Source organism: Gemmatimonadota bacterium, from assembly GCA_026702745.1.
Classification (GTDB): domain Bacteria; phylum JAAXHH01; class JAAXHH01; order JAAXHH01; family JAAXHH01; genus JAAXHH01.
The window spans coordinates 46,554-73,284 of record JAPPBT010000005.1 but is presented as its reverse complement, the minus strand read 5'-3'; the positions used below and the strand labels follow the sequence as shown (position 1 = coordinate 73,284).

Sequence of the window (26,731 nt, the reverse complement as noted above, 5' to 3'; positions counted from 1 at the left end):
CTGCGGGAAGACGCCTTGCACCTTAATCGAAACATTGCCTGCAATCTTGCCGGCGTGGTCCTGCTGCTCGTACAATTCGCGGCCTCCGCGTGCCAGACGTCGGGTGTCCGCGATCGCGTGGCGTACCTGGCCGAACCCATCGGCGACGGCCAGGTGGCCGCCGTGGTCGATTCGGCGCGGATCCGGCAGACCATTACCGACCTGGTGTCCTTCGGCTCGCGGGTAGCCGGTTACCCGGGCGCCACCGAAGCGGCTCACTACCTGGCCGGCCGCATGCGGGAAATCGGCCTCGAGGACGTGGAGATGGAGGAATTCGTCTCATCCATCCCCCTGGATGAAGGCGGCGAACTGACCCTCCTGGATGCCACGACCCTGGAGGCCCGGACGATCCCCCTTTACGCCCTGTGGCCCAACCTGGTGCGTACCTCCACGACGCCGCCAGGCGGCATCACGGGAATGCTTCACTACGTCGGAAATGGCGAGTGGGCGGACTTCAACGGTATCGATCCCACCGGCGCCGTCTTCCTGATGGATTTCAATTCCGGCGTAAACTGGCAGCGGGCCGCCCAGCTCGGCGGCCGGGCCGTGATCTTCGCGGAACCCGACCACACCACGAGGGTCGACGGAGAGGAAAAGCACCTCCAGGTACCCCTCGACTTCCCCCGTTTCTGGATGAAAAAGGCAGCGGCCCGGCCCCTGGTCGAATACCTCGAATCCAACGGTTCGATCAACGTCAGGGCAAGAGGACGCATGACCTGGAAACGGCGGCCGGCCTACAATGTCTTCGGTAAGATCCCGGGGACGCATCCGGTGCTGAAGGATGAGGTCATCGTCCTCAACGCCTACTACGACTCCATTTCCGCCGTGCCGGCCGTATCCCCCGGCGCGAACCAGGCGTCGGGCGTTGCCGCGCTCCTTGAAATGGCCCGCTACTTCGCGGCCCATCCTCCCGCACGCACCGTGTTGATACTCGCGACATCGGGCCACTTCATGTCGCTCAGCGGGATAAACGACTTCTCCTACCGCCACGCGCGCATCTCCAGTCACTTCGCGGACGAGCTGGAAGACCCCATCAACATCAAGCTCTTCGCCGGTATCGACCTGTCCAGCGCGCGCGATCAGGTCGGCGTCATCTACTCCGGCGTCTTCTTCGGGGGGGATTCCTTCGAGAAACAGCGGTTCTTCACGCCATTCGGCCGGACCTTCATGGGTTACGCCGACGAAGTGATCCGGCGGGGCGCCATACCGGTCGACGCCCTGGTGAACGTGATCTCCCCCTCACAGGGGCACCGGACCGCCGGTTTCTTTCCCGCCGGCCAGATCGGCCTCGAAGCCGAACTCATGTTCTGGATGGGGATCCCGGCCCTGTCCTTCGCCACGGTGTTCGATGTCCGAGAGTTCGTGGACACGCCCATCGACGACCTCGACCGGGTCAACTTCCGCAACGTGTACACGCAGACTCTGCTGCTGACCGAGCTCTTCGGCCGCGGCGTCAACGATCCCCGCCTGTTCCCGGACTTCAAGATGCAGCTCGAGGACCGCTTCGTGAACGGCAGGATCCGGGTCGTTGAGTTCGATCCCCGGGAGGACTACATCCCGAGCAAGCCCAAACCCGGCGCCGTAGTCCGATTCCGCCGCTACAACAAGACCATCAGCGGCGTCAAGAACGAGATCTTCGTGGTGGCGGACAGCACCGGGGTAGCCGAAAGTACCGAACTGGAGGCAGGGCGCACCTACCCCACGGAAGGTTACGTGATGGACCCCGAAACGGGGGAAATCATCTACGCGCCGGACCGCGGTCCCTACGGGGAAGGCGCCTACCCCCTCGAGATCAAGATGGACTGGGTGGACAAGGAAAAACCCACGGTGGTCTTCCGGTCCGAGGCGACCAACATCTACGACCTGGTGGATCCGCGCTTCCTGACCCGGCTGAACGAGGCCGTGGTGCTCGACGAGTCGGGCAATCCGCCCCTCGAATGGGGCATGACCTTCCAGGAGGGCGGGTGGACCACGGGTTTTTCGTACGAGGAGGACACGGCCGTCCTCTTCATGCCGCCGGAAAGCCGGTTCAAGGTCACCATGTCCACCGGCCTGTTCGGCCGCCGCCTCATCCTGACCAACGCGGACGAGAACAACCCGGAGGGAATCGGGTTCAAGGCGGGGATCGACGCCATCCCCCTGACCTCCTACCAGGTGGCGAAAGACATGTGGCACCTGGACGAAGCGCGGATCGGCGCGCTCAAGTCCGTCGGCGTGAGCAACACCCGGCTGGACGACTTCCACCGGGAGGCGGGCCGCCTGCTGGACCTGGCCGAAGCGGCCCGGCAGGCCCTGCAGTGGGACCGGTTCATCAAGCACGCCCGGGCCGCGTGGGGATACGAGTCCCGCGCCTATCCGGACGCGACCGGGACGGCCAACGACGTCGTGAAGGGCGTACTGTTCTACATGGTGCTCGTTATCCCGTTCGCATACGCCCTGGAGCGGTTGGTCTTCGGATTCGCCAACGTGTACAAGCGGATCGCCACTACCGTCGCCATCTTCCTGGCTGCATACGGTTTGCTGCGGTTCACCCACCCGGCCTTCCAGATCACCACAGCGCCCGACATCGTGCTCCTCGCCTTCATGACCTTCGTTCTCGCCGCAGTCGTCATCTGGATCATTTCCCAACGATTCAGCCAGACCATGCGGGAGGTCCGGCAGGACAACCGTACCGTGCAGTCCACCGACGTGCGGCGCTCGAGCGCCCTGGCCACGGCCTTCTCCCTGGGCATCGGCAACATGCGGAAGCGCAAGGCCCGGACCCTGCTGACTTGCGTCACCCTGGTGCTCCTGGTGTTCACCGTGCTTTCCTTCACCTCCGTGCAGACCTTCCTCAGGTTGCAGACGCTGAGCCGGGACACGGAGCCCACCTACACGGGCTTCCTCGTCCGCAACCCCAACTGGGGACCGCTCCAGAAACAGACCTTTCAGTACGTGGATTCCGAATTCGGTTCGTCGGAGGCCGAAGACCGGGGCATCACCATCGTATCCCGGTCGTGGTACTCCGGCACGTTCCCCGGCGAGACGACCTTCATCAGGATGGACCGGGAGGGACCGGACGGTACGAACCATTCCACCTATGCCTCGGCCATCCTCGGCCTGCTGCCGGAAGAAGGGGAGGTGAGCGGCCTGGACCGCACGCTGAAATCGGGCCGGTGGTTCGAGCCCGGGGAGCGCGAAGTATGCATCGTCCCGGCCGAAATGGCGGAGCTGCTCGGTTTGACCGGGGATGAAATCGTGGGATCCGAAGTCCTCGTGTTCGGACAGCCCTTCGAGGTGATCGGCGTGTTCGACGCGGCCGATCTCGAGAGGATTACCGACCTGGACGGCGAGCCGCTCACACCCGTGGACTACACGGCGACGGGCCAGGATCTGCTGACCGAACTCGCCCTGATGGACTACGACGAAGAGCCCGTGGATATGGCTGCGTTCGAGCACCTGCCGGCCGCGAACATCCTGCTGACCCCGCAGGCCTATGTGAATGATCTCGGCGGGACCCTCCGCTCCGTCGCGGTCCGGTTTCCCACGGACGAAGCGGCCGCCAACCGGATCGAACGCTTTATGCAGCGTCTCGGGATCCCCGTGGTGGCGTCCGTGGACGGAGAGGTCGCGGTATACAGCGCCATGGCGTTGAGTTCGCTGTCCGGACTCGGCGATCTGTTCATTCCCATGGTCGTGGCCGCCCTCATCATCCTGAACACCATGATGAACGCCGTCTACGAACGCTTCAGCGAGATCGGGGTTTACAGCGCCGTGGGCCTGGCACCGGCCCACATCGGCGCGCTATTCATGGCGGAGGCGGCTATGTATGCCGTCATCGGCGGCATGTCCGGCTACCTGATCGGCCAGACCCTGGCCCGGGGGATCACGGAGTACCAGTTGCTCGCGGGGCTGAACCTGAACTACTCGTCCCTTTCCGCCGTGGCCTCCACGTTCATGGTCATGGCGGTGGTCATGCTGTCGACGATCTATCCTGCACGAAAGGCCTCCCAGATGGCCGTGCCGGACGTCAACCGGCAGTGGTCCTTCCCCGAGCCCGAGGGCGACGACTGGCGTTTCGAGTTCCCCTTCACCATCAGCCGCACGGAGACGCTTGGCCTCTACGCCTACCTGACGCGATTCTTCGAATCCCACGGCGAAAGCACGCTGGGGAATTTCTTGACGGACGAGGTGGTCCTGACCGGGAAGAATGGACTCGCTTCGGCAGTCGGGGGGGCGGCCACGGCCGTTCCGGGCGAGGGGCGGGCGTCCGATGTTGTTCCGGAAGCGTCCACTTACGAAATCAGCATGAAGACCTGGCTGGCACCCTACGACGCGGGGGTCAGCCAACGCGTGTCCCTCCACGCGGCCCCCGCCGAGGAAGAACACGACCTGTACGCGGTGTGGGTGCACATCTACCGCCTGAGCGGCGACGTGGATTCATGGCAGCGGCTCAACCGGCGTTTCCTGAATGTGCTGCGCAAGCAATTCCTGGTATGGCGCACCGTGGACCAGGAGGTCAAGAAGGTCTACGCGGACGAAGGCCGGGAGATGATCGCGGCAGTGACGGGTGAAGTGGTCGCGGAACCCGCCAGAGACGCGGGAGAGCGAGCGATTTGAGCGCGGGCCTGTTGTCAGACTGTTGGAGCGAAACCATGAAAGGCGACAGCAACGGAGGCCCTGGAGGTCCTGGAGGTCCTGGCGGCCTTGGAGGCCCCGGAGACCTCGGAGGCCCCTGGCTCAGGACGCTCATGGGCCAGAACGTACGGGTCATGACCCCGGGTTCCGCCACGGAGGATCGCGTCACGGTCATCGAGGCCGTCGAACCGCCCCACAGCCCGCCGCCCGTATTCACCCGGCACGCCTTCATCGAGATGTTCCTGGTTGTCAAAGGCATGCTTACCTTCCAATTCCTTAACGAAAGCGCCTTCGTGCTCGAGGCCGGCCAGATGGTTACGGTGCCGGGATGGAAACCCCATTCGTTCTGGAACACAGGGGACGATCCGGCGCACGTTATGCTGATCTGCACGCCCGCGGGGCTTGACCGCTTCTTCAAGGCGTCCGATCAGCTGCTGGAGCGCATGTCCGCCGACACGTCCGATCCTGATGTACTGAAAGTGGAAATGGACCGCCTGCGGGAAGAGTTCGGGCTGGAACACGTGGCGCCGGCACCGGTGTGAGGAGTGTCTGCGGTGCCAGGTGGGCGGTCCTTACCAGACAGCCTTCTCGTAGAAACTGCGGAGCACGTTGTCCGAAGTCACAAGCGGGCAGTTGTGTAGAGAAGCCGTGGCGACGATCGTCCGGTCGACAGGATCCTGGTGATTCCAATCCAGTTGCAGGTTCCTGATCCAGGTACTCAGATCCACGGGCAATATTTCCACCCGACTGGTTTGCTCCAGGTTTTCCAGGTATTCCGCGCCGGAAAGCGGCAGTACAAGCCTGCCCCGTTCTACTTTGATGCCGATCTCCCAGATCGATATCGAACTGACGCCTACGCGGTCGGCCTGTGCGATGGTCTCTTCGGCGGTCTCGGACAGGCGGCCGGGGTCGAGCGTCCAGAATATCAGTGAGGACGTATCCAGTACGACCATTACGCTTCATCCCATTCGTCGGTGGTGGGCGTGTTGATGTCCTCGCGGTAGACGACTTTCCCACGCAGCTTCTCGAATACCCGGTCAACCGGTTGCTTTGTTCCAATGGGCCGAATGCGCAGCACGGGACGCCGGTTGTGTGTCACGATCAGTTCTTCGCCCGATTCCTCGATCTCCCTGAAAACTTGGAGCATGTTGGCTTTGAGCTTGCTTTTCGAAATCGTCGGCATGCGGTCCTCGTTTGGTATAAAATGACTATAGTCATGTCTATGGTCATATATAAGGCATCGTCCTGCAAATGTCAAGTCAGTTTATCGCCTCATTCGAGGAAATCCCTAATCTGTCCGTATGTCATTTCTCCAGTCAAAAAGTTAAGTCTTCTTGCGGTTAAACCGTTGACTTTCGACGTCCCGACGTCTATAATTCTACTATGGCAAATGATCATAAACGATATGCTCCAGGGCAAGTAAGGGACGCCATAATACGAGTAATGAGGCTTTCGTCGGATGCTTTGTCGGCGAAGCAAGTTGCTGAAAGAGTCGCGAAGGTCGAAGGACACATGCCAGAGTCTTCTATAAGATCCTATCTGCGCCTTAATACTCCATCAATGTTTGTAAGGGAAAGAAGAGGAATTTACCGACTCAAAGACGATTATGACAGCAGTTTGCAACAAACGATACTTAGCAATACTGAGTTGGAGACACCTTACAGAATTGGAAATGCCACGTTAATTCACGGTGACTGTTTAGACTGGCTGGATGCTCGGGAAGATAGCTCAATACATGCTATAGTCACAGATCCACCCTACGGTCTGCAGGAATACTCGAGGAAAGAACAGTCGAAGCTCAGAAGCAGGAAGGGAGGAGTCTGGAGAATACCTCCTTCATTTGACGGAAACGTCCGGTCGCCACTACCCCGATTTACTACTCTAACTGATGGACAGAAGCTGTATCTCCGCGAGTTTTTCTTTATTTGGACCCGGCTACTGTTACCCAAGCTGGTACCGGGCGCTAATGTTGTTGTTGCTTCTAATCCTCTTCTTTCCCATATCGTTTCAGGCGCCATTGCGGACGCGGGTCTTGAAAGGAGGGGTGAAATTGTACGGTTGGTGATGACAATGCGAGGTGGCGACCGGCCTAAGGCGGCGCACGATGAATTCGAAGGGGTCAGTGTACTCCCAAGATCCATGTGGGAGCCCTGGTTGCTATTTCGTAGGCCTATCGAAGGAAGGGTTCAGGATAATCTGCGTAAATGGCGAACTGGAGGTTTTCGTCGACCGGACAGCTTTAAACCCTTTGGAGATGTGATCCGATCTTCTCCGACTAGGAAGAATGAAAGGGCTATCGCGCCACATCCAAGCTTAAAGCCACAAACATTCATGCGTATGTTGGTAAGAGGCGTGCTTCCTCTTGGGCAGGGTATAGTAGTTGACACTTTCGCAGGAGCCGGTTCTACGCTAGCTGCAGCGGAAGCAGTGGGATATGAGTCAGTTGGAATTGAGAAGGACTCGCTGTATTTCAATATGGCAAAAAAAGCAGTCCAATCGCTTTCTGAACTATGATTGTGCACGCAAAATAACAAGGATTTACAAGTCTTTGTATACCCAGTTCTCGCGGAATCTCGCCACGCCATATCGATCGAGCGTTGCAGTTCGTGTACCTAGTTCACTACGAGGATTCCGTCGAAAGTCTTCCAAGGTCACATGAGATAAGTAGACCTCCTTGAAAACCATTGGCCGTCTTGCTGAAGCTGGTTCAGTTTTGTTGTCCACCTTGTAGACAAATACACACATCCACTGATTTCTTGCCCCGTGTGTATCGACTGCGCCACCTTTTTTCCTTGTGGTTTTTATCTCCACCCCCTGATCTCCAGCCTTTACCGAGTTTCCAGGATAAACTCCCTGAACTACCAGGTCTGGATGCCCATTGAAATAGTTGTTCTCCGTAAGTACGCGTGAGTGTTTGGCAAGACTTGCCGTTAGCATGTCAGACAGGACTCCGGACATGATGGCTGGTCGCAACATATCGTCAAGACGTTCCAGTCCACGTGCTACTAGGTGGGAATTGACATCGTGAAAGAAATCGTAAACGTCCTGCATTGCTGACTCGAAATCCATCAGACGAAGTTGATAAGGAAGATCACGGTCAGTGTTGAATGCATCACGTACAACTTCGTTTCGAATCTGGTTGATTGGAACACCTCCAGTGTATTTTTCATTACACAATAGTGGAATTACATGCCAGTAGTAGCAAACCTATTTAACAGTAATTTACGTTATCAACATTACAAATCAACCGGCCGCAGATCCAGGGCCAGATCGCGGAAGTCCTTTACCCGGTGGAGGGTGATCAGGTTGGTGTCGTGCTGGTTCTTGCCGCCCCGGGCGGTGCGGGCGACGACCAGGAGATCGTCTCCGGAGATGACCTGCGAGGCGTAGCTGAAGGACTCCATCATGCTCCTGCTCATGGCCACGCAGCCGGCCTGGAACCAGTTCAGCGCGTCCACGCTGTACATGAGCATGAGGATGCGCCGCTCGTTGCCCGGCGGACCGCTGAAGCCCATGCGTCGGAGGGGCTCCCGGTCCTGCCACGGGTTGGTGGACAAGGTCACGGTGGTCCAGTACAGGCCGCCTTCCTCGTCGTGGACGATCTGGAACTTGCACTGGGCGCCCGGCATGGGGTGGAACTGGACGAACCGGTAGTCCAGGGTCTGGCCATCGTCCTCGACCCGGCCGATGGAAGCCAGGCTCGACGTCGTGTGGCCGTCTACGATCGTGCGCATGATCATCCGGATCTCGCCGTCCACCCGTACGATGTTGCCTTCCAGGAAACTGTCGGCCGGAACTTTGTGGGTCGCGCTCTCCGGGTACCTGCGTTGCGAAAGCACGTCAGGGATGCCCGGGAACCGGACGTGATTCGACATCCGCCAGGCCGCCTGATTCAGCAGATCGCGTGAAAGGTTGCCCGCGACCACCAGGGACTTCCAGTCGAAGCGGCTGGGTGCGTCGCAGGTCTCGAAGGCACGGTAGGCGAAGCCGTTGTGGATCAATACCGGCGTGGGCGCGCAGTGGTGCCTGCCCTCGAATAGGGTGACGGGTCCCTCCCAGTTGGCGCCACCGTCGCGGGATCGGCCGATGACAATATCCCGGCTCTTCCGCCGGTTGCCGATGAGGTAGGCGTCGTCTTCGTGGGTCCAGATGGTCGCCCAGATGAAATCCTGGCGGGCCGCCAGGCTCCACGTGGCGCCGTCGTCGTCGCTGATCAGCACCTCGGTCTGGTCCGGCACGGCTTCCTTGAGCGGCGACGGACGAAACCACTCGTAACTGGCCAGCAGGCGTCCGGAGTCCATCCGGGCGATCGAGGGCGAACCGGCGTACACGTTCTCCGGATCGGGCGAAGTAGCCAAAACGAGGTAATCTTCGGCGAGCAGTCGGTTCATAGATCAAAAGCTCCTGGAGGGTCAAAGTGCCGGGTGTGTGAGATGAACAATCGATTTTACCGGGTAAGGAAGGGCCTGTCAACATTGCCCTTGATCTGAACATAGCCCTTGATCTGTTCCGCCCACCCAATGTATCATAGAACCGATCACAACAACCCCCATATCAGTTTATCGGAAGAGACCGAATCTAAGTAACTGAACCGAGCGAGCCGAGCGAGCCGGGAGGATACGCATATGGCCGGGAAATCTAACCTGTCCCGCAGAGACGTGCTGATCAAGGGAGGGATCGCGACCGCCGGCATGACGCTGTTGCCGTCCCACGTGCTGGCCCAGTTGGACCAGCTGGCAAGGGACGAAACCCCCGTAAACTGGATCGACGAATTCGGGCCGCCGCGAAGCCCCGATTTCGTGCTGCTGGACTGGAACGGCCTGGAGTCATGGATTACGCCCGTGGACCAGTTTTTTTCGGCCAGCCACTATCCCGAGCCGACTGTCGACGGAGATACCTACAGTCTCGAAATCACGGGTGCGGTGAGACAGAGGCTCAACCTGAGCCTGGACGAGATCAAATCCATGCCGCGCAAAGACCTGGACTTCACCCTCGAGTGCTCGGGCAATCGGGGCGTTCCCGTCTTCCGCGGCGGCGTGTTCAACGCCCGGTGGACCGGCACGCCGCTGGCGCCGATCCTGGAGCGGGCGGGCATGTGGGACAACGGCATGGAGGTGGTTTTCTTCGGGCACGACGAGGGGGAGGAGGTCATCACCCCCCGCCGGAGCGAACCGCTGACCATGAAGCAGAACTTCGCCCGTTCCCTCACCATGGCGCAGGCCATGGACCCGGACATCCTGCTGTGTTACGAGGTGAACGGCCAGACGCTGCCGCCGAAGCACGGCTATCCCCTGCGCCTCATCGTACCCGGTTGGTACGGGATTACCCAGGTGAAGTGGCTGAAGCGCATCGAAGTACGCACCACGCGGTACATGGGGCGGTTCATTTCGCGGGATTACGTCACGATCCGCGAGGAGACCCACAACGGAGAGACCGTGTGGCGCCAGGAGTCCGTGGGCAAGGGCCGCATCAACTCCGTCACGGCGCGGGTCACCCGGGTCGGTCCCCTGCACCGGATCTACGGCGCGGTCTGGGGCGAACCGCTCAGGGAGGTGCAGGTGTGCATCGACGACGGTCCGTGGCAGACGGCGGAGATCATCGAGGGCGAGGACGCCGAGTACGCCTGGAAGTTCTGGCGGCTGGACTGGGACCGCCCGTCCCCCGGCGAGCATACGATCACGTCGCGGGGCATAACGACGGCCGGTACGATGCAGCCGGCGCCGGACGACCCGTACCTGGCCGGCAAGAAGACTTACTGGGAGAGCAACGGGCAGGTAACTCGCACTATACGGACCTTCGAAAGCTAGGGAACCGTTTCCCGATCCATGATCATCGATTCCCACGCGTACTGCTTTCCGCCGGGTGACGCGAAGGCCGGGTACGCCGACGCCCGGGACCACCTGAGATGGATGCAGGCCGAGCACGCGGTCCATCACCAGCCGGCCTGGCGGGTCCGGGACCGGGCGCCCGCCTCGTCTGAGGCGATCGCGCCTGAGGCCCCCGGAGACTGGTCCACGCTCCCCGACGTGGATTTCCGCGTCGATCGAACTCACGGCCGCGTGGTGTGGACGATCGACGGAGAAGACTACACCAAGCAGTTCTACCCGCCCCACCTGCGCAATCTCGAATACACGCCCTGCGACCTGATCGCCGAGTTGGACTACGCGGGCGTGGACGCCGCCCTGCTCCATACCAATCCCATGCTGGGCCGCGACAGCGCGTTCCAGGCCGAATGCGTCGCCGCCTTTCCCGGCCGCCTGTATTCCATGGCGCCCGTGGACGAATGGCGCATCGCCGCGGAACCGGACCGGGTAATCGAAGAGATCGAACGGGCCGTGCGGGAACACGGGCTGCACGCCGTCAAGTTCAATGCCTCGCTGGCCTACCGCGGAAGCGAGCAGCCGTGGAGCGGCGGCGCCTACCGTCCGTTCTGGGACGCCGTGGCCGCGATGAACGTCCCTGTTTTTTTCACCCTGGGCGCCGGCCCCGTCCTCGGCTACCATGCCGACCTCACGCAGGGATACTTAGGCGAGCTCGGCGTGCTCATGGACTGGATGGACCGCTACCCGGATACGGTCTGCAGCATCACCCACGGTTTCCCCTGGCGCATGTTTATCGAAGGAGACCGTCTCGTGTTGCCGGATGGCCTGTGGAGACCGTTCGATAACCCCAACCTCAGCCTGGAAGTCTGCTTCCCCGTGCGCATCGGCGACCTATTCGATTATCCCTACCGCGAGGCCTGGCCGGCGCTGGAGGAGATGGCGGGCCGCATTGGAGCGGACCGGTTACTGTGGGGCACGGACATGCCCTTCCAGAACCGGTTCTGCACCTACCGCCAGTCCCGGGACTGGATCGAGAAGTACGCGGATTTCTTGAGCGAGGCGGACCTGGCCGCGATCATGGGCGGTACCGCCGCGCGCATCCTGGGCATCGCCAGCACCCGCAAGTTTACATAACACGGAGGATCCCATGCACGTCGGTACCCAGCAGTTCAGCACGGCAGACGAAGACCTGGAATACCTGGCCCGTCACGGCGTCTTCAACAAGAGCGAACTCAACATCACCTTCCACCGGGAGTACGGCTGGGACGTGGAGGAACTGGCGGCCAAGAAGGAAAAGTGCGCCCGTTTCGGGATCGAAATGGAAATGGTGGCCCTGCCCATCGCCGACCTGAACGTGGACGGCGGCCAGGTGCCCAACTACATGCTGGGCAAGTACGAAGAAGGCGACAAGGAAATCGAGCTGGTCTGCAACATGGTGCGCCAGGCCTCGGAAGCGGGCATCCCCGCGATCAAGTACTACCTGTGCGAGATGGAGAACCAGCGCACCGAGAGCGATCCGCCCGGACGCGGCGGTTCGATCTACAGCACCTGGGACCTGGAGAAGGCGAAGGACCGGCCGGCCAGGTACGACGAGCCCGTGACGGCCGAGATGAACTGGGCCCGCATCACCTACTTCCTGGAACGGGTGATCCCCGTGGCAACGGAATGCAAGGTCCGCATGGCATGCCATCCCTGCGACCCGTGGCTCCCGCCCGGATATCGCTGCGTCGACCGCGTGCTCGGTGGCTTCGATGGTTTCAAGCAATTCATCGAGATCTGTCCCAGCCCCTATCACGGCGTCAACCTCTGCCTGGGTTGCATGGCGGAGAGTTCGCTGGATCCCCTCAACGAAGTGCCGGACATCATCCGCTACCTCGGCTCGCGCAAGAAGATCTTCCTCTGCCACTTCCGCAACATCGTGGGCGGGCGCAACAAGTTCCAGGAGGTCTGGCCCGACGAGGGCGTGATGAACATGCACCGCAACATGCAGGCGCTCAAAGAGGTTGGCTACCCGCACATGTGCGTGCCCGACCACGCGCCGGGTCACAAGGATCCGGACAGCTACCGGCAGGCCTTCGCCTACGAGTTCGGCTACATCCGGGCCATGATCCAGGCCGTGATGGACGAGGGGTAGGGCCACCCGGTTCTTCAGAATATACTCAACCATCTAATCGGTATTTGACCGGCAATAGCTTGTCGAAATACGTTGCCACGTGTGTTTTAATTTCAAACAATAACGGAACTATATTGACATTAATGTTCGAAATGAGTATATGTCCTATTACGTATCGCCAACCGATCCACCACTGCGAGGGAGGTGAGTAATGGATCTCGGAGAGCTCGGACAAAGACTGCGTTATGCGCGGGAGTTCAGGGGGCTCAGTCAACAGGCGACGGCGGATGCCATTGGGGTGACAAGAACAGCAATAACTCAGATGGAATCCGGTAACCGGTCAGTTTCGACAATGGAACTGGCAAGACTTGCTGAATGCTTTCGACGACCGATAGGCTTCTTCTTTCAGGAGGCTGCCGAGGAAAAGGATATCTTCGTTGCCTTGTATCGTGTCGCGCCGGAATTAAATGTGGATCCTACTGTGCGTGAGCAGGTCTGGGGGTGCCTTAGTCTTTTTCAAGAAGGTGTTGCCCTGAAGGAGGTCCTTGGACTGGATTCTCGTACCGGTTTACCCACGTATGATTTCAGAACTCCCAGGACGAAGGGAGAAGCCATTACTCAAGGCAACAAAGCGGCAGTCGAAGAACGCCGTCGCCTGGGTCTGAGCGAATCTCCGGTTCGCGGAATCTCGGAACTCATCGTATCTCAAGGCGTTTGGGCATCAGATGCAGAACTGCCTAATGGTGTTTCTGGTCTTTTTCTGAATCATATCTCATTCGGTCTGGCCATTGTAGTCAATGCTAACCATTCTCGAGGACGCAAGAAGTTCTCGTATGCTCATGAATACGCGCATGCCTTAATGGATAGAAATGGACAGTTGTCTGTTTCGAGTAGTGATAATTCATCAGAACTCGTTGAAGTACGAGCCAATGCTTTTGCAGCGTCTTTCTTGATACCTGCCGATGGCGTTTATGAGATTTTTCAGAATCTGGAACTTAAAACCCCGTACCACAGGATTCAGACTGTCTATGATGCTGCCAGCGGTGGTTCTTCTGAAGGAGTAATACGTAAAGAGTCAAGTTCCAAAACAATCTCATACAAGGATGTGGCACAAGTTGCACATCGTTTCGGGGTTAGCTATCAAGCGGCTCTATATAGACTTAAAAGCCTTAAGTTGTTAACTGATAAGGAGACGGACAGCCTAAAGTCACTTGAGGGATTCGGTAAACAGCTACTCAATGAGCTGAATGACGCAGATAGTGTCGAACGAAAAGACAATATACAACGGTCAGGGCGTGAATTGCGTTTCGAGGTTGCAAATCTGGCCATTGAAGCCTATCGACAGGAGGAGATTTCGCAGGGACGACTTCTCGAACTTAGTAAAGTACTTAAAATCGATGGTCCACGATTCCTGGACCTTGCTGCTAAAGCTCGAGGGGATTAAAGGGTAATTGTGATGCAAATGTCCTCAGTCGCTCTGGATACATCTGTGCTTGTCAATTTCCTGCGAATAGCTCGTATGGACCTATTAAGGCGACATTCCCTTAATTACATCGTTACGGATCATGTCGTGTCAGAAATAACCGATCATTACGCGGTACAGAAGCTTCAACTACGAAACTCCATTTCTGACGGCACGCTACAGCAAATGACCATAAAGAGTACTGATGAACTGGAGCTTTTTGGATCACTTATCGCAACGAGGATCCTGGGTGGTGGTGAGTGTTCTGCCATCGCGCTTGCGGTCCATCGTAATCTCATCCTGGCAATGGATGACCGCCGTGCCATTAAGCATGCTCATAGTATCAACCAAAATCTTAAAGTCATTACAACACCAGATCTGCTCGAATCCATGATAGATCAGGATCTGTTGAGTGAAAATGAAGCGGCGGCGATAAAGGACCAATGGGCGCGAAAACACCGTTTCATAATTAAGGATTCTGGTGATGGACTACATCGATTCATTCGCAGAAACCGGATTAGTAGACACGGGAGGAATCCATACAACTAAAAACGGGATGTAGAAACTACTGGTAATATCCATACAGTTGAACAATTTGGAGTTTTGAAAATGGACTGGAAAGACCGCCTTTTTGAAGACTTGAAGAGAGACGAAGGGGTTCGTCTTATACCCTACATGTGTCCGGCAAACAAAAAGACCATTGGTATTGGTCGAAACCTTGAGGACGTAGGTATTTCGGAGGAGGAAGCAGCCTATTTAGGTCGGAGTAACGTTGATGACGGAATCACTGACAAAGAAGCGAAATACCTTTGTCAGAACGATATCGAACGATGCCACATTGAAGCACGTGGCGTCTTCACCGACTTCGATTCTCATCCTGATGATGTTAAACGGGTAGTATCGAACATGATGTTCAACCTCGGTCTGACAACGTTTCGGAAGTTCAAAAAAACGATCGTGGCCATAGAAAAGCGTGACTATGCCCTCGCTGCCATTGAGGCCGAGGACTCGCGTTGGTTCAATCAAGTAGGTGAGCGAGCCCAACGTATAGTAGATGTCTTGAGAACTGCTGCTGAAAGGGCGAGTGTTTAGCGAATATCGACTGTCTGGGATTGGTAAACGGAAGGATGAACCGTGATCTCAAAACGCATACTACCCGGCGAGCGCCTCGACGACGCCCAAATGGAAGTGATTCTCGAGGACTTTTTCAGGAATGGTGTCACCCTCATCCCCGGGGTGCTGACGCGGGAAGAAATCGACGCACTCCGCGAGGTCACGGACCGTTGCTTCAACGATCCCGTGCTGGCCGGCACCGACTACGTGAGCGGACAGGGCGACGGATTCGTGTTGCGGAACACGCTGGAGCTGGACGCGGTGTTCGTGGACATGCTGATCCGGGAGCCGATCCTGAGCCTGGCCGAGGCGGTCGTGGGAGAGGACTGCAAGTTCTGCGGTCAGAACGTGATCCGCAACGCGCCGGGCCAGGCGATCGATCTGTGGCACGTGGACGACCGGGTGGAGTTCCCGCTGCCGGACGACGTGCCCCGCCACGACCCCCGCATCCGCATGCCGGTGCAGTGGTTCACCATCCAGATGGCGCTCACCGACATCGACACGGTCGAGGACGGCCCGACGCAGTTCGTCCCCGGCAGCCACTATTCCGGCAGGGACCCCAACAGCCAGGATCACCCCGAGTTCGAAGGCCGGGGACCGGTATCGGTCTTCTGCAAGGCGGGTGACGTCTACCTTCAGAACAACCAGTGCTGGCACCGGGGAGCGCCGGTCACGTCCGACCGGATGCGCTACGTCTTCCAGTCCCAGTATGCCGCCCACTGGGCCCACCGGCGATTTTCCGATTATAACCACGTACCCGTGCCGCCCACGGTGCTGTCCCGGGCGTCCGACCGGTTGCGCGGGGTGCTGGGCGTGTGACGTAACAGACTGCGCCCCAGCCCCGATATCGACCGGGTGTGCTTAGTGGATTAGTGCACGATGGTCTCGAACTGCGCGGGCAGCGCCACCTCGAGGAGTTCGAGGTCGGCCGAGCGGTCCGTGAGTGAGGTCTTCGTGTGGGGCGGAATGACGTAGGCGTCCCCCGCCTCGAGCCTGTGGGCGACCTGGTTTTCCCCGTTCAGCGTCACCTCCCCTTCCATCACGAAGGTGAAGAGGATATCGCCCGTGTGGCTCGTGACCTGTTCGCCGCCGTCAGAGGAGCGGCCGTCCGCGCCATCCGTGCCCGTCGTCGCGCGGGCAACCTGCACCGAGGCCACACCGCCCGTCGCCTTTCCAATGCCCGTTTCCCGTGCCTCGAATCCCGCCAGTCTCCACGGTTCCCACTCCGCGTCCTTGAGCTGGTGGCGGCAGAACGTTTGACCGCCGAAGACGCGAGCGGGATTCAGCACCCCGGTCGGCAACTCGACCTCGTGATCGATAGTGGTCACGTGGTCTGCCGGAACGCCGATCTCGATCACCTGCAGGTTCTCGGACGATTCGAGCACCCGGTGCCGGATCTCCGGGGGCTGGATGACGCAGTCCCCGGCCTTCAGCATGAAGGGCGGTCCCTGGTCCTCGTAGACGAGCTTCACCTCGCCCCGGTAGGCGAAGATCAACTGGAATCCCACGGTGTGGTAGTGCACGACGTCGGGTACGGGACCCGCATCGGGGATCCGGATGTGGGAGGCGATAATGCTTCCACCCAGGCGTCCGGGCACCAGGTCGCGGTAGTGCATGCCCGCGCGGCCGATCACCCAGGGCGTGTTGTCCTTGAGGCGCCGCACGAGGAAGGCGTGCTGCGTCGGCGGAATCTCCAGCGGCGGATCGGCCTGTACGATTTCGACACGAGTGCCGTTCGGCGCGGTGAGTTCGGTCTCGCCGCCCGCCAGGACTGCCGGATCGCGGCACAGGATCCGCAGCGTCCCGGGCGGCTCGGGCGCGCCCTGCTCCAGCCGGATGGTCAGTCCATGACCCGACAGTACGGAGATCGTCGGGTAGTCGGCGGGGTAGATCTTGTCCATGCGGAACCCGAGGGTCTTCATGAAGAAGGCCAGGTCCGCGGTCAGGTCCTCGGACGGCAGCCGGATCTCGGCGCCCTGGATATTGTCCGCGCGGTTGGATTGTTTGTCGTCATGTAACTGCATTGGCCTGCTCCTTCAACCTTCGAATCGATACTTCTCCACGACGTCCATGTTCAGCTCCGTCCCCAGCCCGGGTTTCTCGGGCAGCCGGAAATAGCCGCTTTCCACGACCGGCGGATCGGTCAGCAGATCGTCGCGCCAGGGTGCGTCCCATTTTTCGTCCACGAACTCGAGGACCAGGGCGTTCGGGATGTTGGCCATAACGTGGAGGCTCGCTGTCGTCGACAGGGCGCTGTTCGGATTGTGGGGCGAGACCTGCATGTAGTAGCTTTCGGCCATGGCGGCGATTTTCTTGGTCTCCATGATGCCGCCCGTGCGCACCACGTCGGGCATGATCATGTCGACGGCCTGGGCGGCGATCAGGTCCCGGAAGCCGAAGCGCGTGTACCGGCGCTCCCCCACGCACACGGGCACGTTGACAGACGCCGTCACCCGGGCCAGGGCATCGATGTTCTCCGGGTGGACGGGCTCCTCGTAGAACAGCAGGCCGATCTCCTCCAGCCGGTTGCCAATGCGGATCGCGGCACTCGTGGTGTACCGGCATCCCACGTCGGTGCAGAGGTCCACCTCGTCGCCGACCGCCTCGCGGCACCGGCGCATGTGTTCCAGGGCGAGCTTCTCTTCCCGCAGCGTGACGGACCTGGGTGAGTCAATGCGTTCACCTTTGACCATCGGGTCGGCGGGGAAGTACGCCTTGATGGCGGTAACGCCCTTCTCGGCCAGCGCTGCGCATTCTTCCGGGTTGGAGGCGTGGCTGTAGAACCGGATGCGGTCGCGGCACGGTCCGCCGATGAGGTTGTAAATAGGTTGCCCGGTGACCTTGCCCACGATGTCCCACAGGGCGATCTCGATGCCGCTGACGGCCGCGATGACCGCGCCGGTCTGCCCGATCTGCTCCAGGGCGTAGTACATGCGATGGTACAGGTACTCGATGTGGAAGGGATTCTCGCCGATGATGAGCTTGCCCAGTTCCTCCACGGATTGGGCGATGATCGTACCGCCCGGCCAGTTCGTGGCGTCCCCCAGGCCCACGACGCCCTCGTCGGTATGGACCTGGACGAAGATCCACGGCGATCCGATGTCCCGGGTTTTGCGCCAGGACTCTACCAGGTGAACTTTCACATCGGTGATTTTCAACGGTTTCCTCCGGACGTCATCTCGGCCGCGTGGTTGCCTGCAGTCTTTCGGTCGCCGACAACTGCTGCCGGTGGCCAGGACCGTTTGAAGACTCTACGCCCTCAGTCCCGCCGCAGGTGATTGAACTCCGGTTTCGGACCGCCTTCTTCCCGGTCCCATTGCCAGAGTTCCGTGTAGGGGGACTGGGCCTGGAACCCGAAGATGACCGGTCCGTCCTCGCCTGCCCGCTCGAGTACGTCGGGCTTGACCACGCGGGCCATCTCGTATTCGCATTTCGTCCAGCGCCTCCGCCACGGGCTCAATACCGCGTAGCGCGGCGCATCGGTCTGGTTCTTCGTCGTGCCGTGCCAGGTATTCACGTCGAAGAGCACCAGCGACCCTTCCGGGGCGACGGCGGTCCGGGCGTTGCCGTAGGCCGAATCGGGCACGTCCAGGTACTCGTATCGGTGGCTTCCGGGGACGAACTCGGTGGCGCCGTTGGTCTCGGTGAAAGGGCTCAGGCAGAAGATCACGTTCAGCGCGATCGAATGGCTGGTGATCCGGCGTCCTTCGTCGGCATCGGGCATGGACGCCTCGCGGTTGTGTCCCGTGATGCCGCTGTCGGAATGCAGGCCGTGGCCGCCTTCACCGGGTATCACCACCGAACCGTACACCGCGCTCAGGAGCGCGTCGGAACCCAGGAAGTGGCGGACCAGCCGCAGCAGGTCGGGCAGCTGGTAGAACCGCTCGAAGACCCGCGCCTTGTTGAACAGCCACTCGAAACTGCCCTGTTCCCGGTCGGGGTAACGGGCTTCCAGTTCCCTGCGCGCCTCGGCGCACTCCTCCGCCGTCAACTGGCCCGTCAGGATGGTGTAGCCTTCGACCTTGAGGTCCAGTACGTGGGCTTGAAAGGATTCGTCTGTCATGGTATAGATTCGGCTTCCACGGGGTGCCTGGCCGTCATCGTCCTGCCAGGTCGTCGCCCAGGTCGGTCGCGTCCACCTTGCCCTTTTCCAGGCTCACGCCGACGACAAAAAGTTCCAGGTCCTCATCCGTATGGTTGTAGATACCGTGCGCCCCTCCCATGTTATTCGGGATAGCGTCCCCGCGGACGACCTCTTCCGTCTCGTCGTCGACCGTCATCCGGCCGCTGCCGTTCATGATCATATAGGCCTCGTCGACGATCACGTGCCGGTGGTAACCTACGGAAGTGCCTGGCGGCAGCAGTATATGGCAGAGATACTCGAAATTCGTCTGGAAATCCCGGCTGCCCCATACCTCCCGAAAAAACACTTCGCCCTTGCCGCCGTGGTGCCGTCGAGGTTTCAGCAGGGCGCGGTCGAAACGCCCCACGGGCAGGCGGTCCGTGGACTCCAGCTCGACCCCGATGCGCGGGTCGTCGAAATCCTCGTGCTTCGGTTCGCGGACCGTATCCACGCAGTGAAAATTGAAGAACCAGGTGTCCCGGTCCGTGTGGTTGTAGATGCCGTGGGACTCGCCCGAGCGCAGGGGCACCGCGGCGCCGCCGACGACTTCGGCCGTGCGGCCGTTGTGGGTGAATTGCGCGGCGTTGTCGATGGTAACGAAGATTTCTTCCGCGTGGGTGTGGCTGTGTTGTCCTATGCCGCTGCCGGGCGGGAAGATCACCGAGTGGATGAACGTCCACGGCGACTCGAAGTCACGTTCGCTGAAGCCTGGGTTGAAGTAGCTTGCCGCGGCGCCGCCGTGGCTAACGCCCAGGTGCATCTCTTCACGCCTGGTATGGGTAATCCGCATGCTGGCCGCTCCGGGCTCCCGGCGATATCCTCATCCGGGGGTGTGAGCCTGCAGGAACTTCAAGGGGCATCTACCTCAAGGGGCATCTACCTCAAGGGGTATCAACCTCAAAGGGCCACTTCCTCGACGGGCTGCGTGCCGGTCTCGTAGGCGGGCCGCCACCGGTCGTGGGCCATGGACTCTTCCTCGCTCAGCCCGCACAGCCAGTTCCAGGTGTGGATGCGGCGCCTCAGGTCCCGGTAGGATTCCACCCCGCTCGTGTAGGGCGCGGCCGGGCGATCCCGATACGCAGGGATTTCTTCCGAATCGATCAGCCAGTCACGCCGTCGCGGATCCGAATTGCGGAAGTAGGAGAACTTGATCATGCTGCGGGGCTTGTGATTGAGCTTGGGGCCGGCCCGGTGCCAGATGCCGTACCGGGTAATGGCCACGGTGCCGGCCTTCACAACGAGTGAAAGCTGACCGGCAAGATCGCCGTAGTGGGCCAGGGCGTCGCGGTTGACCGCCCGGCAGTGGGAACCGGGCAGGATCATGGTCGGACCGTCTTCGATGTTCACGTCCTGAGGATAATAGTAGCACTGCAGTTCGTTGATCTCGTATCCGAGGCCGGAAATGCCATCCGAATGCCAATCCTGGCCCGAGACCGGCTGGTCGATGAGATGGTGATGGCCCCCCGTCGGCATCAGGAAGTTCGGACCGAGCAACGATCGGATCACGCCGGCCAACCGGGGATGGAGCAGTACTTCGCGGATGAAATCGTGCGAGCCGACCGTTTCCTTCGCGGGGCCTTGCTTCAGGTTCCTGCACCGCTCGTTGAAATCGGCACCCACCATCTCGTCGAGCACGACGTATCCATTGGCCACGAAATCCATCACGTCGTCATCGGTCATCGTCGGTCTGATCTCCGCCATGGCAACGCCTCCTCAGTTCCACTTCTCGAGTATGAAATCGAAACCCACGTAGTCGTTTTCGAGGTCCTTGTATTCGTAAAGCTTATTTATGGGGTACTGCACCACGCGCCACCCGTCGGCAACCGCATCCAGTACGGATTCGTAAGGCGGCTCGTCACTCGGCAACTTGAGCTCCGGTCCCTCGCCCGGTACGAAAACCGCCCAACCGGCGATCCCGGATCGCATATTAATCGACCGGGCCGTCAGGTACATGATCTTCGGGCGGGACTTGCCGTCAAGGAGCGCCTCCAGCCGATCCAGGTCCCTGTCATCCAGCCCCTTCCCGTCCAGTTTAACTCTGCTTTCGGCGATCCACTTTCTGATATCAGATTGCATTTGGTGATGTCCCGTCTGCCGCTACTACGTCGCGGACTGTGTAACACTGCAGATACAATGTATATGTATTGCGAATGATCAGCACTGTGGGAACGAAAATCTTTCTGCAATGTTACACGGATTATGTGCATCGTGTCAAGCAGGAACAATCCATCCCGTTCGAGTCACTTTCGCCGTTCAAATCGCGGGTCTTGACAGCATCCGGCGCGCCGCTTAAGTTCACGCCTATGTCCAACGCACAACCCTTGAACGCCCAGCAGATCGCCCACTTCAAGCTGAACGGCTACCTGGTGCTGAAGAACGTGTTCGACGAGGCGACCCTGGAAGCATGGCGGCGGCAGATCTGGCGGGCGCTCGATGGCAGCCTGGAGGATCCCGCGACCTGGCCACGGGAGACGAGTGGTCTCGACGGATACGAATACGATCCACCCAATTCGGCCCTCGTGCACCATCCGAACATGATGTCGATCATCGACCAGCTCAGCGGGGGACACTTCGTCGCGGGCGACGGCATCCCCATCATTCGCTGGCCTGAGCCGGAGCGGACATTCGAAATCCCCCAAACGGGCCATATCGACGCCTACGGGGGACGCTGGCTGCCCTTCATGATCGGCGCGACGACCTATCTGTACGACGTGGAACCCGGCGGCGGCGCCCTGATCTACTGGCCGGGAAGCCACCATGCCGCCCACCGGTATTTCCTGGAGTATCCCTCGCATGTCGACGGGAGTTTCCTGGAGATCGAAGGTTTTTCCTGGGATGTTTTCTGCGATAACCCGACCACCGGCGGCCGGGAATTCACCGCGAACGCCGGCGACGTGGTGCTCTGGCATTCGTACCTGACCCACAACGGATCGGAGAACACGAGCCACTCGCCGCGCTTCGCCCTTTTTGCCCGCTGGAACCACGAGAAACACCTGGAGCAGGACTTCAGATACGAGATTCCGGAGGACCTGTGGAAGTATTGGGCGATCTGAGCTGGCGGATCCCTGGAACCGGTTTGCGTAGGTTTGCGTAACGGTCCATTCAATAGCGATCCGATTTACGTTGCAGTCGAAATCCAGTAACTCCATGACCCCATCCCCCCGTTACCTGACCGCAGAGCGACTGGAACAATTCTGGTCCGATGGCTACCTCGTCCTGAAGGGCACGCTGGATGACAACGTCGTCAGGACGGCCCGTGACTTCCTACTGGACCTGATCCCGCGGGACCTGGTCATCCCGGACCATTATCACGCGAACCACGCCCGGTTCAAACCCCACAATCCGGACGGTAACGGCAGTTTTTTTGAGCCAGCCATGCTGCCCCTGCTGCAGAACGAGGGGCTGTACGGTGCTGCGGTGGATATCCTGGAGACCGAGTTTATCCAGGTGTGGGACGGCTCGGCAGGGATCACCCTCCGGAACCGTGCCATGGAAGGGCGGCTCCAGAACCTCCATCTCGACGCCGTGCCGAAGGGTCCGGAGGAACTGAACGAGGGTTTCCTGCGCACGGGCATCGGCATCGGTGGATGCTATTACCTGAACCGCGTGGAAGACAATGGCGGCGGCATCCACGTGGTGCCTGGCGCGCCGAACCGGGTGCGGGAGATCATGTTAAGCGAGCCGGATGGGCTTGCGCGCAACGACGGCTGGGGCAAGATCGTCGATTTCGAGTCGTCCAGGGAGGTTACGGGCGATGCCGGCGACTATGTGCTCATGCACCACCTGATGCCGCACTCCGCCAGCGCCAATCATAATGCCTCGCCCAGGATCGCCCAGTTCACCCGCCTGCAGGCCCTGTCCGAAGAAGAAGCCCGCCAGGCGCCTGGTCCCGACCGGCCCCTGAGTCCGGACGCCCTGGACGCGCTGACCCCGCTGGGCCGCAAACTGTTCCGCCTCGATCCCTGGATCGGGTAACTTCAAGTGCCGCAATCGGATCGGATGAACGCCATGTCCCCTGAACCTCCCAGGTCCCGGGGCGCTTCGGCCATAACCCTGCGGGCCGGGATCATCGGGCTCGCGCTCTCCGCCGTGGTCGCCTTCTGGGGCCAGTTCTCCGCCGATCACGCCGGATACAACTACTCCACTTACGCCCATCTCCCCGCGGCGCTGTTGATCCCCTTCCTGGTCCTCATTCTGGGTCCCCACGTCCTGCTCAAGAGGCTGGCGCCCGGGTACGCCCTGACTAAGTCCGAACTGATCGTGGTCTTCGCCATGGGCATGATCGGATCCATGGTGCCCGACTGGGGCATGACCCGGTACCTGGTCTCCATCATCACCGGACCCTTCTACCATGCGAGTCCCGAAAACCGTTGGGCGGAGACGTTTTTCGACACGCTGCCCACGTGGCTGGTAATCAGCGGAAAGACCGACGCGGTACGTGTTTTCTACGAGGGCGCCGTGCCGGGCTACCGGATCCCCTGGATGGCCTGGATTTCGCCGCTGCTGTGGTGGATGTCGTGTTTCGGCGCCCTGATGTGGACGGGCGCATGCATCGTGGTCATCCTGAGGAAGCAGTGGGTGAGCCACGAACGGCTGCGCTTTCCCCTGGGGGAGGTGGCACTCAACCTGATGGGCGTAGGGAAGGACCGGGACGAACCGCCCATGGTCCGCACGACCGCCTTCCGGATCGGCGCCGGTCTGTCGCTGGCCGTCGTGTGCTGGAACATCGCCTCCTACTGGGACATTGTTACGCCCGTCCCCATCATGGGACCGGACCTGCTGCAATTACAGGTCCATCCGTCGATCCCGGACCTTCCCATCCGGCTGAATGTCTTCGTATTCTGCTTCGCCTTCTTCATCAATGCCGAAATCCTGTTCAGCCTGTGTTTCTTCCTGCTGTTCACCACGCTGCAGCGAGGGCTGTTGAACATGCTTGGAATTACGGCGGCGACGACCATGTCGCCGACCGGTCTCGTGGGCACCCAGTCCATCGGCGCCCTGATCGCCCTGGTGGTGTGGGGACTGTGGATGGCGCGCCGGCACCTGGCCTCTGTGGCCCGGCGGGCCTTCGGCAAGGATCCGTCGGTGGATGACAGCGGCGAGTTCTTCTCGTACCGGGTGGCGGTTTTTGGTTTGATTTTCGGCGTGTTCTACCTGCTGGCCTGGCTGTACAGCATCGGCATGTCCCTGCCGGTCAGCCTGATCCTCCTGGCGGTCCTCTTCACCATCTACCTCGGCATGGCCCGGATCGTCGCAGAGGCGGGACTGGTCGCCATGGACCTGCCGGTGAACGCCAACAACTTCACCGCGGGCATCATCGGCGCCGACAACCTGGACCCGTCCACGATCACCGCCCTCGGCATGACGAACGCTTTCGCCCGGAACTGGCGGACCTTCACGATGATCGGGCTGTCCCACGCCGCCTTCCTGCAGCGCTGGGTAACGCCGGCCACCCGGCATCTATTCCTCTGGATCTGTCTGGCTTTCGCCGTCAGCGTGGTGACTTCTCTCTACTATTACATCAGCGCGGGATACGCCGTCGGCGCCGACAATCTCCTTTCCAAGCCCGGCGACCTCGTGCCCTTCTTCTACAACACGATCATGACGTGGAACAGCAGCGTAAGCAGCGTCTCGGACCTGGAATTGATCTTCTTCGGGAACGGCATCGTCCTGTACATGCTGATGATCCTCGGTCGATTCCTGTTCCTCTGGTGGCCGCTCCATCCCATCGGGCTGGTCGCCGTGGCCGCGGACACCGTGCGGTTCATGTTCCTGCCTTTCTTCCTGGCATGGCTCATCCAGGTGATCCTGCTGCGTTTGGGCGGAGGGGCGCTTTACCGCAGGGCCCAGCCGCTGTTCCTCGGCATCCTGGTGGGGTATGTCCTCGGCATGGCGCTCTCGTTCCTCGTGGACAGCATGTGGTTTCCGGCGGCGCCGCACCAGTTCGAGTCGTTCATAAACTAAGCTGCTCTCGGGGGAACCGTGTTGATTGGCGCCCCTAACTCGACAAGGACCCAGACATGGCCGAATCCAAACGCCCCAATCTGCTCTTCATCATGGACGACCAGCACCGCCACGACTACCTGTCGGCCGCGGGCGCGTCGTTCCTGAATACGCCGAACCTGGACCGCCTGGCGAGACGCGGGATCCGTTTCACGCAATGCATCACCAACGCCCCGGTCTGCGCCCCTGCGCGCATCGGCCTGGCCAGCGGACTCCAGCCCGCGCGGCTGGGGTGCCTCGACAACAACTGCTACCTGCCCCGGCATATCACGCCCTATTACGCCCGCCTGCGGGACGCGGGGTACCGGGTCGGTGGCGTGGGCAAGCTCGACCTGGCCAAGCCGGACCCCTACAACGGCCGCCGCGGCGACCGGCCCCGGGTCTTCGGCTGGGGCTTCACCCATCCCGTGGAATGCGAGGGCAAGATGCACGCGGGCATGGCGGACGAACCGCGGGGACCCTACGGCTTCTGGCTGCAGGAGCAGGGACTGTTCGAAGCATTCCGTACGGATTACGCGGCCCGCCAGGCACGGGGATGGATCGAAGGCGCTTCCCACGATTCGGTACTGCCCGCCGAAGCCTTCGAGGACGTCTACATCGGCCGCCGCGCCGCCGAATGGATCGACGCCGTGCCGGACGACTACCCGTGGCACCTCTTCGTCAGCTTTGTGGGGCCCCATGACCCCTTCGATCCGCCCGCCGAATACGCCGACCGTTACCGGGATGCGGCGGTGCCGCCGGCCGTGCACAGTGGGCACGAGGGTGGCGGGCACGGGGATGATGGCTGCGAGGGTGGCAGTCGCGAAGACGGAGACCGCGAGGGAAAGCCGGACTGGGTCAAGGCCCGGCGCCGCGATCTTTCCGCCGAGGAGATTGCCGTAACCCGCCGTCAGTACTGCGCGGCCATCGAACTGATCGACGACCAGGTGGGCCGGATCATTGAAGCGATTGAACGGAGGGGCATGGGGGAGAACACCGTGGTCGTCTTCGCCAGCGACCACGGCGAGATGCTGGGCGATCACGGGCTGTACACCAAGTCTGTGCCCTACGAGGCGGCCCTGCGGGTGCCCCTGATCGCCGCCGGGCCGGGCATACCGGGCGGACGTACGTCCGACGCCCTCGTGGAACTGATCGATGTCAATCCCACGCTGTGTTCACTGGCGGGCCTGCCCGCCCAGGAAGGCCTCGATGCGCGAGACCTGGGCCCCGTGCTCGCGGGGGAACGGACGACGCATCGGGAGGAAGCGGCCAGTGCACTGCGGGAGTTCAGGCTGATCCGGACCGCGGAACACAAGCTGGTGGCGCATCACACGGGCGAGGTCGAACTGTATGATCTGGTAAGCGATCCGGACGAGTTAGATAACGTGGCGGACGAACAGCTGGAAATGGTCGCGGCGCTGCGGAGGCGGCTGCGCCGGCGATTTCACTTCCCGCCGTGA

The 26,731-nt window shown here is 60.6% G+C and carries 23 protein-coding genes; 14 read left to right on the top strand and 9 right to left on the bottom strand.

Annotated elements, in window-relative coordinates; genetic code table 11:
• The first annotated feature begins 15 nt into the window (after positions 1 to 15).
• Both OXH56_01040 and OXH56_01035 read left to right on the top strand, forming a co-directional pair.
• Positions 16 to 4,638, top strand: coding sequence for a M28 family peptidase (locus OXH56_01040; protein MCY3553882.1), 4,623 nt, complete (start codon positions 16 to 18; stop codon positions 4,636 to 4,638).
• 131 nt (positions 4,639 to 4,769) lie between these two features.
• Positions 4,770 to 5,198, top strand: coding sequence for a cupin domain-containing protein (locus OXH56_01035; GenBank protein MCY3553881.1), 429 nt, complete (start codon positions 4,770 to 4,772; stop codon positions 5,196 to 5,198).
• A 30-nt stretch (positions 5,199 to 5,228) separates the two neighbouring features.
• Here OXH56_01035 and OXH56_01030 read toward each other — a convergent pair whose 3' ends face one another.
• Together OXH56_01030 and OXH56_01025 are read right to left on the bottom strand one after the other, a co-directional pair.
• Positions 5,229 to 5,609, bottom strand: coding sequence for a type II toxin-antitoxin system VapC family toxin (locus OXH56_01030; GenBank protein MCY3553880.1), 381 nt, complete (start codon positions 5,607 to 5,609; stop codon positions 5,229 to 5,231).
• Positions 5,609 to 5,839, bottom strand: a complete 231-nt coding sequence (locus tag OXH56_01025; GenBank protein ID MCY3553879.1) for a prevent-host-death protein — start codon at positions 5,837 to 5,839, stop codon at positions 5,609 to 5,611. Before OXH56_01025 ends, OXH56_01030 begins: the two co-directional genes overlap by 1 nt.
• Before the next feature lie 200 nt (positions 5,840 to 6,039).
• Between OXH56_01025 and OXH56_01020 the strand changes: the two genes are divergently transcribed.
• Positions 6,040 to 7,170 carry a DNA methyltransferase gene (locus OXH56_01020; protein MCY3553878.1) on the top strand — a complete coding sequence of 377 codons (1,131 nt, stop codon included), beginning with the start codon at positions 6,040 to 6,042 and terminating at the stop codon, positions 7,168 to 7,170.
• Between the two features lie 722 nt (positions 7,171 to 7,892).
• Here the strand turns inward: OXH56_01020 and OXH56_01015 are convergent.
• Entirely contained in the window at positions 7,893 to 9,047 is a 1,155-nt protein-coding gene (locus OXH56_01015) for a sialidase family protein (protein MCY3553877.1), read from the bottom strand.
• Positions 9,048 to 9,281: 234 nt separating this feature from the next.
• Between OXH56_01015 and OXH56_01010 the strand changes: the two genes are divergently transcribed.
• The 7 genes from OXH56_01010 to OXH56_00980 all read left to right on the top strand — a co-directional run bounded on the left by OXH56_01010 (position 9,282) and on the right by OXH56_00980 (position 15,985).
• Entirely contained in the window at positions 9,282 to 10,463 is a 1,182-nt protein-coding gene (locus tag OXH56_01010) for a molybdopterin-dependent oxidoreductase (protein ID MCY3553876.1), read from the top strand.
• 18 nt (positions 10,464 to 10,481) lie between these two features.
• Positions 10,482 to 11,612: an amidohydrolase family protein gene (locus tag OXH56_01005; protein ID MCY3553875.1), complete on the top strand. Its 1,131-nt coding sequence runs from the start codon at positions 10,482 to 10,484 to the stop codon at positions 11,610 to 11,612.
• Between the two features lie 13 nt (positions 11,613 to 11,625).
• Positions 11,626 to 12,612 carry a mannonate dehydratase gene (locus OXH56_01000; GenBank protein ID MCY3553874.1) on the top strand — a complete coding sequence of 329 codons (987 nt, stop codon included), beginning with the start codon at positions 11,626 to 11,628 and terminating at the stop codon, positions 12,610 to 12,612.
• Positions 12,613 to 12,802: 190 nt separating this feature from the next.
• Positions 12,803 to 14,035, top strand: coding sequence for an XRE family transcriptional regulator (locus OXH56_00995; protein MCY3553873.1), 1,233 nt, complete (start codon positions 12,803 to 12,805; stop codon positions 14,033 to 14,035).
• A 126-nt stretch (positions 14,036 to 14,161) separates the two neighbouring features.
• A complete protein-coding gene (locus tag OXH56_00990) occupies positions 14,162 to 14,602 on the top strand; it encodes a hypothetical protein (protein ID MCY3553872.1) in 441 nt (146 codons plus the stop codon).
• Positions 14,603 to 14,662: 60 nt separating this feature from the next.
• Positions 14,663 to 15,145, top strand: coding sequence for a lysozyme (locus OXH56_00985; GenBank protein MCY3553871.1), 483 nt, complete (start codon positions 14,663 to 14,665; stop codon positions 15,143 to 15,145).
• 42 nt (positions 15,146 to 15,187) lie between these two features.
• A complete protein-coding gene (locus OXH56_00980) occupies positions 15,188 to 15,985 on the top strand; it encodes a phytanoyl-CoA dioxygenase family protein (GenBank protein MCY3553870.1) in 798 nt (265 codons plus the stop codon).
• 50 nt (positions 15,986 to 16,035) lie between these two features.
• Here OXH56_00980 and OXH56_00975 read toward each other — a convergent pair whose 3' ends face one another.
• The 6 genes from OXH56_00975 to OXH56_00950 form a co-directional block, all read right to left on the bottom strand.
• Positions 16,036 to 17,190 (bottom strand): cupin, encoded by a 1,155-nt coding sequence (locus tag OXH56_00975; protein ID MCY3553869.1) that lies wholly within the window; start codon positions 17,188 to 17,190, stop codon positions 16,036 to 16,038.
• 12 nt (positions 17,191 to 17,202) lie between these two features.
• Positions 17,203 to 18,324, bottom strand: a complete 1,122-nt coding sequence (locus OXH56_00970) for a mandelate racemase/muconate lactonizing enzyme family protein (protein MCY3553868.1) — start codon at positions 18,322 to 18,324, stop codon at positions 17,203 to 17,205.
• 101 nt (positions 18,325 to 18,425) lie between these two features.
• On the bottom strand, positions 18,426 to 19,229 hold the full coding sequence (locus OXH56_00965; GenBank protein MCY3553867.1) for a phytanoyl-CoA dioxygenase family protein: 804 nt from the start codon (positions 19,227 to 19,229) through the stop codon (positions 18,426 to 18,428).
• 34 nt (positions 19,230 to 19,263) lie between these two features.
• Positions 19,264 to 20,079, bottom strand: coding sequence for a cupin domain-containing protein (locus OXH56_00960; protein ID MCY3553866.1), 816 nt, complete (start codon positions 20,077 to 20,079; stop codon positions 19,264 to 19,266).
• 107 nt (positions 20,080 to 20,186) lie between these two features.
• Positions 20,187 to 20,990, bottom strand: a complete 804-nt coding sequence (locus OXH56_00955) for a phytanoyl-CoA dioxygenase family protein (protein MCY3553865.1) — start codon at positions 20,988 to 20,990, stop codon at positions 20,187 to 20,189.
• A 12-nt stretch (positions 20,991 to 21,002) separates the two neighbouring features.
• Entirely contained in the window at positions 21,003 to 21,365 is a 363-nt protein-coding gene (locus OXH56_00950; protein MCY3553864.1) for a hypothetical protein, read from the bottom strand.
• Positions 21,366 to 21,592: 227 nt separating this feature from the next.
• Here OXH56_00950 and OXH56_00945 point away from each other — a divergent pair, with 227 nt between their 5' ends.
• The 4 genes from OXH56_00945 to OXH56_00930 all read left to right on the top strand — a co-directional run bounded on the left by OXH56_00945 (position 21,593) and on the right by OXH56_00930 (position 26,731).
• On the top strand, positions 21,593 to 22,342 hold the full coding sequence (locus tag OXH56_00945; GenBank protein ID MCY3553863.1) for a phytanoyl-CoA dioxygenase family protein: 750 nt from the start codon (positions 21,593 to 21,595) through the stop codon (positions 22,340 to 22,342).
• A gap of 94 nt (positions 22,343 to 22,436) precedes the next feature.
• Entirely contained in the window at positions 22,437 to 23,264 is an 828-nt protein-coding gene (locus OXH56_00940; protein MCY3553862.1) for a hypothetical protein, read from the top strand.
• A 33-nt stretch (positions 23,265 to 23,297) separates the two neighbouring features.
• Entirely contained in the window at positions 23,298 to 25,253 is a 1,956-nt protein-coding gene (locus tag OXH56_00935; protein MCY3553861.1) for a hypothetical protein, read from the top strand.
• A gap of 56 nt (positions 25,254 to 25,309) precedes the next feature.
• On the top strand, positions 25,310 to 26,731 hold the full coding sequence (locus OXH56_00930) for a sulfatase-like hydrolase/transferase (protein ID MCY3553860.1): 1,422 nt from the start codon (positions 25,310 to 25,312) through the stop codon (positions 26,729 to 26,731).